General features: G+C 69.5%; 13 protein-coding genes. 4 read left to right on the top strand and 9 right to left on the bottom strand.

The genetic code is table 11. The annotated features are described in order from the left end of the window. Positions 1-20: 20 nt before the first annotated feature. Together Q2K20_RS16430 and Q2K20_RS16425 are read right to left on the bottom strand one after the other, a co-directional pair. Positions 21-725, bottom strand: coding sequence for an ABC transporter ATP-binding protein (locus Q2K20_RS16430; RefSeq protein WP_317176993.1), 705 nt, complete (start codon positions 723-725; stop codon positions 21-23). 152 nt (positions 726-877) lie between these two features. Next, positions 878-1,930: an FtsX-like permease family protein gene (locus tag Q2K20_RS16425; protein WP_317176970.1), complete on the bottom strand. Its 1,053-nt coding sequence runs from the start codon at positions 1,928-1,930 to the stop codon at positions 878-880. A gap of 168 nt (positions 1,931-2,098) precedes the next feature. On the opposite strand from Q2K20_RS16425, the gene Q2K20_RS16420 reads away from it, so the two are divergent. Together Q2K20_RS16420 and Q2K20_RS16415 are read left to right on the top strand one after the other, a co-directional pair. Next, entirely contained in the window at positions 2,099-3,415 is a 1,317-nt protein-coding gene (locus tag Q2K20_RS16420; protein WP_317176969.1) for a sensor histidine kinase, read from the top strand. Further along, entirely contained in the window at positions 3,412-4,044 is a 633-nt protein-coding gene (locus tag Q2K20_RS16415; protein WP_067713118.1) for a response regulator transcription factor, read from the top strand. The genes Q2K20_RS16420 and Q2K20_RS16415 overlap by 4 nt, the downstream gene beginning before the upstream one ends. Here Q2K20_RS16415 and Q2K20_RS16410 read toward each other — a convergent pair. Continuing rightward, positions 3,992-5,290, bottom strand: a complete 1,299-nt coding sequence (locus Q2K20_RS16410; protein ID WP_317176968.1) for an MFS transporter — start codon at positions 5,288-5,290, stop codon at positions 3,992-3,994. The two genes, Q2K20_RS16415 and Q2K20_RS16410, sit on opposite strands and share 53 nt — an antisense overlap. A 185-nt stretch (positions 5,291-5,475) precedes the next feature. On the opposite strand from Q2K20_RS16410, the gene Q2K20_RS16405 reads away from it, so the two are divergent. Further along, positions 5,476-6,285, top strand: coding sequence for an SDR family NAD(P)-dependent oxidoreductase (locus tag Q2K20_RS16405; protein WP_317176967.1), 810 nt, complete (start codon positions 5,476-5,478; stop codon positions 6,283-6,285). Between the two features lie 95 nt (positions 6,286-6,380). Further along, positions 6,381-7,493, top strand: a complete 1,113-nt coding sequence (tal, locus tag Q2K20_RS16400) for a transaldolase (RefSeq protein WP_317176966.1) — start codon at positions 6,381-6,383, stop codon at positions 7,491-7,493. A 141-nt stretch (positions 7,494-7,634) separates the two neighbouring features. On the opposite strand, the gene Q2K20_RS16395 is transcribed toward tal, so the two are convergent. The 6 genes from Q2K20_RS16395 to Q2K20_RS16370 all read right to left on the bottom strand — a co-directional run bounded on the left by Q2K20_RS16395 (position 7,635) and on the right by Q2K20_RS16370 (position 12,916). Continuing rightward, a complete protein-coding gene (locus Q2K20_RS16395) occupies positions 7,635-8,375 on the bottom strand; it encodes a metal-dependent hydrolase (protein ID WP_317176965.1) in 741 nt (246 codons plus the stop codon). A 276-nt stretch (positions 8,376-8,651) separates the two neighbouring features. Next, positions 8,652-10,442, bottom strand: coding sequence for a replicative DNA helicase (gene dnaB, locus Q2K20_RS16390; protein WP_317176992.1), 1,791 nt, complete (start codon positions 10,440-10,442; stop codon positions 8,652-8,654). Between the two features lie 519 nt (positions 10,443-10,961). Beyond that, positions 10,962-11,414, bottom strand: coding sequence for a 50S ribosomal protein L9 (rplI, locus tag Q2K20_RS16385; protein ID WP_067720010.1), 453 nt, complete (start codon positions 11,412-11,414; stop codon positions 10,962-10,964). Between the two features lie 115 nt (positions 11,415-11,529). After that, positions 11,530-12,105 carry a single-stranded DNA-binding protein gene (locus Q2K20_RS16380; protein WP_067720013.1) on the bottom strand — a complete coding sequence of 192 codons (576 nt, stop codon included), beginning with the start codon at positions 12,103-12,105 and terminating at the stop codon, positions 11,530-11,532. A gap of 105 nt (positions 12,106-12,210) precedes the next feature. Next, positions 12,211-12,498 carry a 30S ribosomal protein S6 gene (gene rpsF / locus Q2K20_RS16375; RefSeq protein WP_067720016.1) on the bottom strand — a complete coding sequence of 96 codons (288 nt, stop codon included), beginning with the start codon at positions 12,496-12,498 and terminating at the stop codon, positions 12,211-12,213. A gap of 157 nt (positions 12,499-12,655) precedes the next feature. Then, complete coding sequence (locus tag Q2K20_RS16370; protein ID WP_067720216.1) at positions 12,656-12,916, bottom strand: LuxR C-terminal-related transcriptional regulator; 261 nt, start codon at positions 12,914-12,916, stop codon at positions 12,656-12,658. Between the last annotated feature and the right edge of the window lie 84 nt (positions 12,917-13,000).

The raw sequence follows: 13,000 nt of genomic DNA, 5'->3' as shown, positions 1-13,000 counted from the left end.
AGGGACGCGGACCGGGAAAATCAGGAAAAACTACTGCCGGGCGCCGCGGTGGTGATCGCTCCGTCGACCAGGTGGACCTGCGCGTCGCACCGAGCCGCCATCGTGGCGTCGTGCGTGACGAGCATCAGCGCCACGTCGAGCTCACGCGCGGTACCGAGCAGGAGGTCCATGACGACCCGACCGGACGCGGAGTCGAGCGCGCTCGTCGGCTCGTCGGCGAGCAGGAGCGACGGCCCGCTCATCAGCGCGCGCGCCACGGCCACCCGCTGCCGCTGCCCGCCGGACAGCGCCCCGACCGACCGGTCCGCGGCATCACCCAGGCCCACCACGCCGAGCAGCTCGTCGGCGCGCTCGCGGGCGTGGAGCCGTCGGGCGCGGGACGGCCGCGACCCCAGCCACACCATGGCCTCGAGCTGTTCCCGGGCAGTGAGTGACTCGATGAGGTTGGCCTGTTGGAACACGATGCCGATCTCGCGTCGGCGCAGCTCGGCCCCCCGGCGCGCGTCCACCGCGGCCAGGTCCACCGCCCCGTCCCCGGTCTCCAGCCACACGTGCCCGGAGTCCGGTCGGGCGAGCGTGGCGGCGACGGCGAGCAGGCTCGACTTCCCCGATCCCGAGGGCCCGGTCACCGCGAGGCTGCGGCCCCGCCCGATCGAGAGCGAGACGTCGTCGACGGCGGTGACCGTGCCGTGGCCGTCGGGGAAGGTCAGGACGACGTTCTCCATCCGCAGTGCGGTCGGGACGGGCGCGGTGGTCACGGGGGCATCGTGGAGGGCGGTACGGGTCAGGGCGGTTCTCCTGGTGGTGGGTCGCGGTGAGGACGCGGGGGTCGACGACGACGACGACGAGGTGAAGCAGGTGCCGGACTCGGAGCCGTTCATCGGGCCGCCCCCAGTGCCGAGTTGGGGTCGGCGGTCAGCACGGGCCGCAGCGAGACGGCGGCGCCCGCGAGGCCGAGCACGGCGAGCAGTGCGGCCGGCACGAGGGTGGTCGCGGCCGAGACGACGAACGGCACGGTGCCGCCGACGGCCAGGCCGACCAGGGCGGCGATCCCGACCCCGCCCGCGACGCCCACGGCCAGGACGACCGCGGCCTGGCCGACCGAGTCGCGGACGAGCGCGGCGGTGGACGCCCCGAGCGCCTTGAGCACGGCGACGTCACGTCGGCGCTGCATCCCCCAGACGGCGAAGAACGCGCCCACGACCAGCGCGGTGACGGCGAGGAGCATGGTGGTCATCGTGCTCAGCGAGGTGTTCTCGGCCCGGTGCGAGGGCAGTGCCCCGACGAGTCCGTCGGCCTCGACCAGCGTGAGGCCGGCGTCGGCGGCGACGGCCTCCGGGTCGGCGTCCGCCGCCACGGCCACGGTGGTGGCGGCCCCGCCGCGCGGAGCGAGCGAGTGCCAGGTGTCGAGGTCGGTGACGACGACGGGGGTGTGCGAATGCCAGAGATCACCGGTGTGTCCGGCGACCGCCAACGCGCTGCCCCCGAGGCTGATAACGCCGACGTCGGCGCCCACCTCGTCGTCGACACCGTCGGAGACCAGGACCTCCCCCGGCGCCGGTGGCGCCACCGATCCCACCTCGTCGGCCAGTCCCACGGCGACGACGGAGACGCCGGTTTCGGTGCCGTCGTCCAGGGTGATCCGGGCGAGTCCCACCGGGACGGCCGACGGGTCCCCGGTGGCAACGGTGGCCACCTGGTCGGCGGTGAGTGCGGCGCGGTCGAGGTCGACGGCGCCGGAGTCGTCGGCGGGGAGGACGAAGCCGGAGCCGTCCGAACCGAGCGCGCGGAGCGCGGACACGCTCTGGTGCGCCAGCCCGGCGGTCAGGCCGAGTAGGCCCGCCACCAGGATGGACAGCATCAGCACGACGCCCGTGATGAGGGCGAAGCGCCACCGCGCCGTGCGGAGCTCGCGGAGTGCGAAGAACATTGGGTCCCTTTCGTGGGGTCTGCCTGTCGTGGAGGTCTGCCTCCAGGCTCGTCCCGCCGACGCCGCACCGGATCGGCCACGAGGGTGGTTCCGCGGCGACGAACGGTGGGGCCGGCCTCCATCGTTCGATGGATGCCGGGTGCCCCACCGGGGACTAGCGTCGACCGGGTGATCCCCGCGCCCGCGTCCGCCGCCGCGCCTGCCCCTGCGCCGACCACCGCCGCCGAGCTCCCGCCGGAGTCGGCGGGGGTGCGTGCGGTGTTCGCGCAGCTCGAGGTGGCACTGCACACGTTGGTGGCCGCGCTGCTGGCCCTCACGTTGGTCAGCGCGCACCGGGACACCTCCGGCGTGCCCGATCCGCCGGCGGTCGCCGCCGCGGTGGGGTTCACGGTCGTGTACGTCGCGGGGACGGTGTGGGCGCGCCGCCGCCCGACGACCACTGCCGTCCGGGTCGGTTGGCTGGTCGCGGTCCTGGCGTTGTGGGCGTGCCTGGTGGTCCGGGTTCCCGAGGCCGCCTACCTGGCGTTTCCTCTGTTCTTCCTGGTCCAGTTCCTGCTCGGCGTGTGGGCGGGCACCGCGGCGGTGGCGGCGCTGGCCGCCGTGGCGGTCGTCGCCCTGGGCCTGCATCACGGGTTCACTCCCGCCGGGGTCATCGGCCCGACGGTGGGAGCGCTCGTGGCCCTCGGTCTGGGCGCCGGTGTGCGGGCACTGCACCGCGAGTCCCAGGCCCGGCGGGAGGTGATCGCCGAGCTCGTGGCCACCCGCTCGGCGCTCGCCGCGCGGGAACGGGAGGTGGGCCGGGAGGCCGAGCGCGCACGGTTGGCCGGGGAGATCCACGACACCGTCGCGCAGGGGCTCGCGAGCATCGGGATGCTGCTGCACGCGGCCGAGCGCACCGCGCCCTCGAGCCCCGCCGTCGACCAGATCCGTCTGGCCCGCGAGGTGGCGGGTGAGAACCTCACCGAGACGCGCAGGCTCATCGCCGCCCTGCGGCCCACGCCGCTCGACGGCGTGTCGCTGGCCGGGGCGCTGGGCCGTGTGGCTGCGAGGTGCCGGGCCGAGAATCCCGGGCTCGAGGTGTCCGTCACCATGGAGTACGCGGGCGAGAACGCCGGCGAGCACGCCACCGAGCCCTCCAGCGAGCCCTCCACCGAGCCGCCGGCGGAGCTCGCCGCGGTGCTCGTCCGGGTGGCGCAGGAGGCCCTGACGAACGCGGTGCGGCACGGTGCGCCGCAGCGGATCACACTGACCCTGTCCGGCTCCCCCACCGCCGTGGTCCTGGAGATCGCCGACGACGGCCACGGCTTCGACGTCGCCGCCCCGCGCACCGCTGCCTCGTTCGGACTCGACGGCATGGCGCGGCGGGTGGGCGACCTGGGCGGGCGGTTCCAGGTCGACTCCGAGCCGGGGTCGGGCACGGTGGTCCGTGCCGAGCTGCCGGTGCAGGAGACGGCGCCGGGGACCCGGTCGGGGGACGAGAGATGACGACGACGAGGACGCGTGTCCTGATCGCGGACGATCACGCGGTGGTGCGAACCGGGCTGCGTGCACTGCTCGCCGCCGATCCCGCGATCGAGGTGGTCGCCGAGGCGGCGGCGGCCGGCGCTGCCGTGGAGCGGTGCCGGATCGGGGACGTGGACGTGGTGTTGATGGACCTGCGGTTCGCGGGGGATGCCACCGCCGGTGTGCTGGCCACCGCCGCGATCCGCGACCTGGCCGACCCCCCGCAGGTGTTGGTGCTGACGAGCCACGACACTGACGCGGACATTATCGGCGCCATCGAGGCCGGGGCCTGCGGTTATCTGCTCAAGGACGCCGGCCCTGACGAGCTGTTGGGCGCGGTGCGCGCTGCCGCTGCCGGCGAGAGCGCGCTGTCCCCCACTGTCGCCGCGCGGCTGATCAGCCGGATGCGCGACCCGCGGCCGGTGCTGACCGAGCGGGAGGCGGAGGTCCTGCGCGCCGTCGCCACCGGGGCGACCAATCGGCAGGCCGCCGCGTCACTCCACGTATCGGAGGCGACGGTCAAGACCCACCTCGTCCACGTCTTCGACAAGCTCGGCGTCACCTCCCGGACCGCGGCGGTGGCGCGGGCGCGTGAACTAGGACTGGTGTGAGGGTCTCGTACATGCGGATCGCCACGGCGGCCGCCGACACCGCGCTGACCGCGGCGGCGGCCCACACCGCGGCGTGCATTCCCATGGCGTCGGCGACGATCCCCCCGAACACCGCGCCGACCGCGTATCCCAGATCGCGCCACACGCGGTAGACCCCGACGGCTCGTCCCCGCCACACGGGGTGGGCCACGTCGCCGATCGCCGCCAACAGCGTGGGATAGACCATCGCGGTCCCGGCTCCCAGGATCACGGTCCCGACCGCCCACGTGCTGAATCCACTGCCGAGCGCGATGACGACCAGGGCGACCGCCTGGGTGGCCATCCCCATCGAGATCAGGTGCTTGCGGCCGATCCGGTCCGAGAGCGCGCCGGTGAACAGCTGTCCCACGCCCCAGACGGCGGGGTAGAGCGCGAACAGGAGTCCGATCTGTCCCACGGACAGACCCGCGGTGGCGAACAACAGGGGGAACAGTCCCCAGGACAGTCCGAAGTTGAGGTTGTTGACGAGCCCGGCCTGGCTGGCCGAGGACAGAGCCGGTTCTGTGAAGCTGGTCTGGATCGCGATCTCGCGGTCCGTCATGTCGGCGTGGAGATGGTCGTGCAGTCCGTCGGGGCGGGCGGTGTGCCGCCCCGCGTCCACCAGGGCGTGATCGCGGGTCTCGCGGACGAAGATCCCGGACAGCACAAGGGCCAGGGCCGTATAGGCCACTCCGACCAGGAACGGCGCCGGTCGCAGACCGTACTGCCCGGCCAGGTAGCCGGCGAGCAGCGAGGTCACCGCGACCGCGCCGTATCCTGCCGCCTCGTTGAGCCCCATCGCCAGACCACGCTGTCGCGGCCCGACGAGGTCGATCTTCATGACCACGGTCGTGGACCAGGTCAGGCCCTGGTTGATGCCCAGCAGGATGTTCGCGGCCACCACCCAGCCCCAATCGGGCGCCCAGATGAGCATGAGCGGGACCGGGATGGCGAAGAGCCACCCGACCAACAGGACGGGTTTGCGTCCGTATCGATCGGAAAACGTCCCGGCGAAGTAGTTCGCGATCGCCTTGGTGACACCGAAGGCCGCGACGTAGGTGAAGATGAAGGTGTAGCCGGTCAGGCCGAAGACGTCCGTCGCCAGCAGGGGCAGCACGGTCTGCTGCTGTCCCACCATGCCGCCGACCAGCGCATTGATCGCCACCAGCAGCGTGAACTGGGCGGCGTTGGCCTTGAGGCCGAGTACGGGTGCGCGTTCGGTGGGCATGCTCCCCTTTCATGACTGAGTCCGCCGTGGCGGCTAGTTCACGGCGGACTATACCCCATCGGGTATCTAACTTGCCGGTTTCGTTAACAGTACACAGTTGACTACGGTCAGGCTGTACACACTTGACTACAGCGGCGAGGTCAGCGATTGTCCCGCCTCACCCCGCACCCACATCGGAGGACCACATGACCGGAACCCGTCCCGAGATCGCGGCCACACCCGGCACGGATCGCGCGAACCGCCTGGCCGGAAAGACCGCGATCGTCACCGGTGGCGGGCAGGGCGTGGGCCGCGGGATCTCGCTCGGCCTGGCCGAATCAGGTGCCTCGGTCCTGCTGGTCGGGCGGACGCCCGAGAAACTCGAGAAAGTCGCCGAGGAGATTCGCGCGAGCGGCGGCTCGGCCGAATGCCTGCCGGTCAACATCACCGCGGAGGGCGCACCCGAGGCGATCGTGGACGCAGCGGTCACGCATTTCGGAGGGGTCGACATCCTCGTCAACAACGCGAACATGGCCCGGCCCCTGCCACTGTCCGACTACCCCGACGACGGTTTTCGCAAGGCCTTCGAGTCCGGCCCCCGCGTGTCGCTCACGCTGATGAAGCTGACCCGCCCTCTCATGGCGCAGAGGGGCGGTGGGGTGATCATCAACCTGGTGACCTCGGCAGCCGTCCGGTGGGATCCCTCCAACTACGGCATCTACGGAGCCGTGAAGGAGAGCATGCGCGCCCTCACACGGGCCGCCACGTACGAATGGGCCGGCGACGGAATCCGCGCTCTCAACGTTGCTCCACACGCCCACAGTCCCGGGCTGGACTGGTGGATGGACAACAACCCCGAGGAAGCCGCCGAGTTCCTCTCCGCCATCCCCGCCGGCCGCGTGGGTGACCCGGTGACCGACATCGGCCGCCCGGTCGCCTGGCTCTGCTCGGCGGAGGCCTCGTACCTGAGCGGAGCGACGATTCCGCTCGACGGGGGCCAATCCCGCTGGGGCTGACCACTGCCCTCCCCCAGCCGCACCACCAGACCACCGCACCACCGACCGCCGCACCAACGGAACACCAACTGTCAGTTCGATCAGGAGCACAAACGATGTCCCAGAATGCGCAACTTGCCGAGCTGTCACGAGCCGGGGTGTCGGTCTGGCTCGACGACCTGTCCCGGGACCTGATCTCCTCCGGTCGCCTCGCGGAACTGGTGGAGACCCGGTCCGTGGTCGGGGTGACGACGAACCCGGCGATCTTCCACGCCGCGCTGACGAGCGGGACGGCGTACGACCAGCAGGTCAGCCACCTCCGAGGCCGAGGTCATGAGGTGGACGCCGTGATCCAGGCCGTCACCACCGACGATGTCCGTGCCGCCTGCGACATCCTGGCGCCGGTGTACGAGCGAACCGGGACAGTAGACGGGCGAATATCGATCGAGGTCGATCCGCGACTGGCTCACGATGCCGAGGCCACGGTGGCACAGGCAAAGGAGCTGTGGCAGATCGTGAACCGACCCAACCTGCTGATCAAGATTCCGGCCACCGCGGCCGGGCTGGAGGCGATCAGTCGGGTGCTGGCCGAAGGCATCAGCGTGAACGTCACACTGATCTTCTCCGTCGAGCGCTACACACAGGTCGTTCAGTCCTACCTGGACGGTCTGGACGCCGCCGCCCTGGCCGGCCACGACCTGTCGTCCATCCACTCCGTGGCGTCGTTCTTCGTCTCGCGGGTCGATACCGAGGTCGATGCCAGACTCGAGGCCATCGGCACACCGGCCGCGCTGGCCCTGAAGGGCCAGGCCGCGCTGGCCAATGCCTGGCTGGCCTACGCCGAGTATCAGCAGCACTTCGAGAGCTCCGACCGGTTCCGGAGCCTGGCCGGCCGTGGCGCCCGACCGCAGCGGCCGCTGTGGACGTCCACCGGCGTGAAGGACACGCGGTACAGCGACACCCTCTATGTCAGTGAGTTGGTCGCACCGGCGACGGTCAACACGATGCCGGCGGCGACCATGGAGTCGTTCGCCGACCACGGAGTCATTTCTTCGGAATCGAGCACCACAAGGTTTGCCGAGCCTGCAGCGCTGTTCGAGGCGCTCGGCGAGGTCGGGATCGACATGAGTGACGTCTTCGCTCAGCTGGAGCGCGAGGGCGTCGCCAAGTTCGACACGGCCTGGAACGAACTGATCACAGCGATGGGCGCACAACTGGCGTCCGGGTGAGCGCACGCCTTGGTTCCACCGTCTGCGAAATCGGCACGCCGCCGCGACGGGCCCCTCAGGAGAAGGACTCGTGGACGACGCCGCTTGTTCGCTACCGGACCCCGTCTCAGTGGAAGGTGCCGGCCACCCAGGGTGCGCCGATCAGGTGTGGCGCCCGCACCACGCAGTAGGCCAAAACAACTGTGACGCCGGTACAGGCAGCGGCCAACATTCTGTCCATGCCGGCGCCCGCACGGATTCGCAGTGGTCCGGTAGGCGGAAGTTCCACCATCGCTCGCCTCCGATACTGACGACGCCGCCGAGTAGAGGCACGCCCCGCTTGGTGATCACGTCGCCGAGGAGGTGCATCGCGACACCGGAAGTGACCGCTGCGCCGAGCGCGGCGCTGCCGACCGAAGCCGGCAGCGCAAACCACACCGTTACTGCAAGCGCCAACGAGAGCCCGGTGACGTAGATCCAATCCTGCTTCTTGGCCCAGTTCGGTGCCAGGCCGCGTATGGCCAGGCCAAGCATGAAGAAGAGCACCCCGATAGCGCCGTTCTTACCGAACGCCGAGACGAGGGCGGCCGTGCCGGCGCCCGCAAGAAGTGCGAACCACAACGTGTGGGTCGCGGTGCGGTGCCCGTTGCTGATCCGGGCGTCCTTGCGCGTCATCGTCAGGTCGTAGATGGTCTTCGAGACCCGCTCCGTGATGTGAGCGAGGGCCCTCGAGGCCAGCCCGAAGCTGCGAGCAAGGGTGCTCTGTGGTGTGTCGAGGTCCGGGAGAAGCGCCGCTCCGGCGGTGACACCCGCAAACACGAGCACCTCCGTGGGTGAGGTGGCCCCACCCCATTCGACTGGGAGGAAGGCCCCGATAGCCAACCCCGCGCCGGCGCCGCTCATCGCGTGCGTAGGTCCCATCACCATGTGCAGCGCACCTTGCTGTCCACCGAGGCTCGCCCCCGGATACGGACCGGGCCCCCTGGCCCAGAGCGACCGCACCGACGATGGAATCGATCTTTAGTCGACCCGATAACCAGTGACCCGTGAACACCGACTGATCTCACGACGCCACCTACCGGTCCTCCTGGCCAACCGAGCGTTGAACGCCCCGCGGAAATTCACTGACACCGTAGCGTCGGGCTGACAACCTGTTTCCACAACCGACGACGACGGCAGCTACAGCCCCCGCGCCATGTCCACGAAACGCGAGTAATGCAGCTGATGCGCCACCGTGATCGTGGACGTGGGACCACCACGGTGCTTACCCAGGATCAGGTCGGCCTCTCCGGCCCGCGGGTCATCGCGCTCGGAGGCGTCCGGGCGGTGCAGCAGCATGACGATGTCGGCGTCCTGCTCCAGTGAGCCGGACTCACGGAGGTCGGACACCTGGGGCCGCTTGTCGGTCCGCTGCTCGGGGCCACGGTTCAGCTGGGAGATCGCGATCAATGGGACGTCGATCTCCTTGGCCAACAGCTTGAGCTGACGAGAGAACTCGGAGACCTCCTGCTGACGGGATTCCACCTTCTTGCCCGAGGACATCAGCTGCAGGTAGTCCACCACGATCAGCCGCAGGTCGTGCTTTTGCTTGAGCCGGCGGGCCTTGGCGCGGATCTCCATCATCGTCATATTGGGCGAGTCATCGATGAACAGCGGAGCCTCGGAGATCTCCCCCATGCGCCGGGCCATCCGGGTCCAGTCCTCATCGCTCATCTTGCCCGACTTCATATCGGACAACTTCACGCGCGCCTCCGCGCTCATGAGGCGCATGACGATCTCGGTACGGCTCATCTCCAGCGAGAACACCACCGAGGAGAGCCCGTGCTTGATGGAGCAGGACCGCATGATGTCCAGGCCGATTGTCGAGTTGTGCGTGGGGATCGCGGTGGGGCCGGCCAGATACAGGTGATCGGCGGCGGCGACCTCGATGCACCTGACCGGGACGCTCTCCGCGCTGCGCACGTCGGTGACGAGCCGGGCCGCCCGACCGGAGCCGGGATTCTCGGGGACGACGATGCCGAAGTCGCAGACCAGCATGAGGGTGTCGAGTGACTTGGTGGTGACGACCTGCTCGGTGCCGCCCATCTCGATACGCCACTCGTGCTCGGCGTCGGCGACCAGCTCGGTGCCGTCGTTGAACCGCACCGTGAAGCATGGACGGTCCTGCCACACCTCCGTCACGGCGACGACCTCGGTGGGCTGCCCGTCGGCATCCAGCACCCGGTCCCCCACGGCGACCTCGCCCATGGTGGTCTGCCCGTCGGGCGTGGGCAGGACGGTGTCGAGGGCCAGGGCCTTACCCACGCCGGGGCGGGCGGCGATGATGATCATCTGGCCACCGTGCAGGCCGTTGGTCACGGCGTCCAGGTCGGCGAATCCGGTGGGCACACCCTGGGCGAGCCCGCCCGCGGTGTGGATCGCGTCGATCTCGTCCATCGTGGGCTGCAGCAGCTCCTCGATGATCACGAAGTCCTCGGTGGTGCGCCGCTCTGTGACCTCGAAGATCTCCGCCTGCGCGCGGTCCACCACCTCGGCGACGTCCGCGCCCTCGGAACCCGAGTAGCCGAACTGCACGATCCGGGTGCCGGCGTCGACCAGGCGGCGCAGCACCGCCTTCTCCGCGACGATCTGCGCGTAATACCCGGCATTGGCCGCGGTGGGGACGGTGGAGATGAGCGTGTGCAGGTACGGGGCACCGCCGGCACGACGGAGATCACCCCGGCGGTCGAGCTCGGCGGCCACGGTGACGGCGTCGGCCGGCTCACCGCGTGCGTACAGGTCGAGGATGACATCGTAGATCGCCTGGTGCGCGGGCTTGTAGAAGTCGCCCGGCTGGATCTCCTCCACCACGTCCGCGATGGCGTCCTTGCTCAACAGCATCCCGCCGAGCACGGACTGCTCGGCGGTGAGGTCCTGCGGCGGGGTGCGGCCGAACTCTCCGCCGCCGCCCTCGTCCGGCGGAGGCGGCATCTCGCCGGGACCGCTGAATCCCCCCTGCGCCATGACCGATCCTCTCCGCCGTAGAACTCGTACCGTCACCGAACCCGATCGGGCGCCAACCCGAATGCGCACCGACCCTGAACAGACGCCGAGCGACCTCTCCACTGTAGGTCACCCCGCCGACACGCCCGGCGCCCTGCCCACCCGGTTATCCACAGGTCTATCCACATTTGCGAGAGAGCACCTGTGGACAACTGTGAATGGATGTGGCTTACGCAGGGCCGATGGGCGTATCACTGTGGACAACCGGTGGAAACCGATGGCCACTTTCAGCAAACCCGCAGGTCACCATCATCGTTGCAGGTCGTGGCGCCGGTGGAGAACGGTACTTACCACGTCACAAACAGGGACACAATGGATAACGAAAGATGAACGGCACCGATCCGAGAACCGTCCGGACCCTAGGCATTACAACTAGTTATCCACAGGCCGTCCACAAAAGCGAGGGCCCCGACCGTCACTGTGACGACCGGGGCCCTTCGCGGTGAATCAGGCGGGGACGACCTCGACCGCGACGCGCGCGGTGGTGTCGTGACCCAGGTCGACGACGACGCTGTGGGCGCCGGTCGACTTGATGTGCTCCTTGGGCATCTCGACGGCACGCTTGTCGAGGGTCGGTCCACCCGCGGCCTTGATGGCGGAGGCGACATCGCCCGCGGTGACCGAACCGAACAGCTTGCCGGTGTCCGAGGTCTTGACCGCGACCTTGACGTCGGCCAGCGACTCGAGCTTCTGCTTGAGCTCGTTGGCGTGGTCCGAGTCGCGCACCTCACGAGCCTCCTGGGCCCGCTTGATGGAGTCGACCTGGCGCTCGGCGCCACGGGTGGCCACGATGGCCAGCCCGCGCGGGAGCAGGAAGTTACGACCGTATCCGCCCTTGACCTCGACGATGTCGCCCGGCGCACCGAGCTTGTCGACGTCGGCGGTGAGGATCAGCTTCATGATCCGTCTACCTTTCTTTCCTCCGACGGACCCGACCGGGGCCGGGATGTCGCGAGGTCATGTCTCATGCTTATGGGGTGGGACGCGGGTGGCGCCCCGGGGAAATCGACGCGCTCTAGAACGGGGGCTCGTCGTCCATGCCACCGAAGCCACCGGAACCGCCGGCCTGCGGGGCGCTGCCCCACGGGTCGTCGTTCTGCTGACCACGGCCCTGGCCGCCGCCGTAACCGCCCTGCGGCTGACCGCCACCCTGGAAGCCGCCGCCCTGCTGGCCGCCACCCTGGAAGCCGCCGCCCTGCTGGCCTCCGCCCCCGCCGCCTTCACGGTTGGTGCGGGTCACCTTGGCGGTGGCGTACTTGAGCGACGGACCGACCTCGTCGACCTCCACCTCGTAGACGGTGCGCTTCTCGCCCTCACGGGTTTCGTACGACCGCTGGCGCAGCCGACCGTTGACGATGACGCGCATGCCCTTCTGCAGCGACTCGGCGACGTTCTCCGCCGCCTGCCGCCAGACGTTGCAGGTGAGGAACAGGCCTTCGCCGTCCTCCCACTGGTTGGTCTGCGAATTGAAGCGACGTGGCGTGGAGGCGATCCGGAAGTTCGCCACCGCGGCGCCCGACGGCGTGAACCGCAGCTCGGGGTCCGCGACGATGTTCCCGACCACTGTGATAGGGGTGTCGCCCTGTGCCATGCGCTTGTCCTCCGTGTTGAAGCCGGCGTATTACAGCCTGAGGTGGATGGTGATCGAAGGCCGACCGACCGCGCCCAGATTACCGGTGCGGTCGGACACTCCGGGTCACTTGTCGGCGCGGAGCACCTTGGTGCGGAGAACGTTCTCGTTCAGACCGAGCTGACGATCCAGCTCCTTGACCGCGTCCGGCTCGGACTTGATCTGCGCGACGGCGTAGATGCCCTCGGTCTGCTTGTTGATCTCGTAGGCGAAGCGGCGCTTCCCCCAGACATCGACCTTGTCGACCGATCCGCCCTCTTGCCGGATCACGTTGAGGAACGTGTCCAGCGACGGCGCCACGGTGCGCTCGTCGAGACTCGGATCGAGGATGACCATCACTTCGTATTGACGCATGGGACCTCATCACCTCCTGTGGACTACAGATTCGGCCACGGTGTCTCCGTGGCAGGAGGGTCGTTGCGTCAGCAACCGCTCAAGGCTACCCCGGTGACCTCGGCAGACGAAATCCCCGTCGGCGGTGGCAGCGCCGCCGTGCGGGCGTGCAACCCCCTCACAGGTCGTCGAGTCTGACGTAACCGTCCTCCACCGCCCGCAGCAGCAACCGGACCTTGGTCCGCGCGGGCCGGCCGACGGCGTCGTACTTGGAACGCACCCGCTGGATGTACGTGCTGACGGTGGAGTCGGCCAGGAACAGCCGCTCGGTGACCTCGCGCTTGCTGTCCGAGGCGAGCCAGGCGATGAGGACCTCGACCTCCCGGTCACTGAGGTCCGGACGGGCCGCGGCGGGGCGAAAAGGGATCGTGGCGGTCATGGCGCCCTCTCGTTCGATGAGTTCCGACTCATTCTGGCGACGCCCGGTCACGGCGTGAACTTCCCCCGAAATGTCAGTACAAGT

Source organism: Dietzia sp. IN118, from assembly GCF_032905965.1.
GTDB lineage: Bacteria > Actinomycetota > Actinomycetes > Mycobacteriales > Mycobacteriaceae > Dietzia > Dietzia kunjamensis.
This window is presented reverse-complemented; position numbering and strand designations above follow the sequence as displayed.

Excerpts from the sequence above, each read along its gene's own strand:
- Q2K20_RS16430 (WP_317176993.1), bottom strand. The coding sequence starts at position 725 with ATGGAGAACGTCGTCCTGACCTTCCCCGACGGCCACGGCACGGTCACC.
- Q2K20_RS16425 (WP_317176970.1), bottom strand. The coding sequence starts at position 1,930 with ATGTTCTTCGCACTCCGCGAGCTCCGCACGGCGCGGTGGCGCTTCGCC.
- Q2K20_RS16415 (WP_067713118.1), top strand. The coding sequence starts at position 3,412 with ATGACGACGACGAGGACGCGTGTCCTGATCGCGGACGATCACGCGGTG.
- Q2K20_RS16410 (WP_317176968.1), bottom strand. The coding sequence starts at position 5,290 with ATGCCCACCGAACGCGCACCCGTACTCGGCCTCAAGGCCAACGCCGCC.
- Q2K20_RS16405 (WP_317176967.1), top strand. The coding sequence starts at position 5,476 with ATGACCGGAACCCGTCCCGAGATCGCGGCCACACCCGGCACGGATCGC.
- tal (WP_317176966.1), top strand. The coding sequence starts at position 6,381 with ATGTCCCAGAATGCGCAACTTGCCGAGCTGTCACGAGCCGGGGTGTCG.
- Q2K20_RS16395 (WP_317176965.1), bottom strand. The coding sequence starts at position 8,375 with ATGAGCGGCGCCGGCGCGGGGTTGGCTATCGGGGCCTTCCTCCCAGTC.
- dnaB (WP_317176992.1), bottom strand. The coding sequence starts at position 10,442 with ATGCCGCCTCCGCCGGACGAGGGCGGCGGCGGAGAGTTCGGCCGCACC.
- rplI (WP_067720010.1), bottom strand. The coding sequence starts at position 11,414 with ATGAAGCTGATCCTCACCGCCGACGTCGACAAGCTCGGTGCGCCGGGC.
- Q2K20_RS16380 (WP_067720013.1), bottom strand. The coding sequence starts at position 12,105 with ATGGCACAGGGCGACACCCCTATCACAGTGGTCGGGAACATCGTCGCG.
- rpsF (WP_067720016.1), bottom strand. The coding sequence starts at position 12,498 with ATGCGTCAATACGAAGTGATGGTCATCCTCGATCCGAGTCTCGACGAG.
- Q2K20_RS16370 (WP_067720216.1), bottom strand. The coding sequence starts at position 12,916 with ATGACCGCCACGATCCCTTTTCGCCCCGCCGCGGCCCGTCCGGACCTC.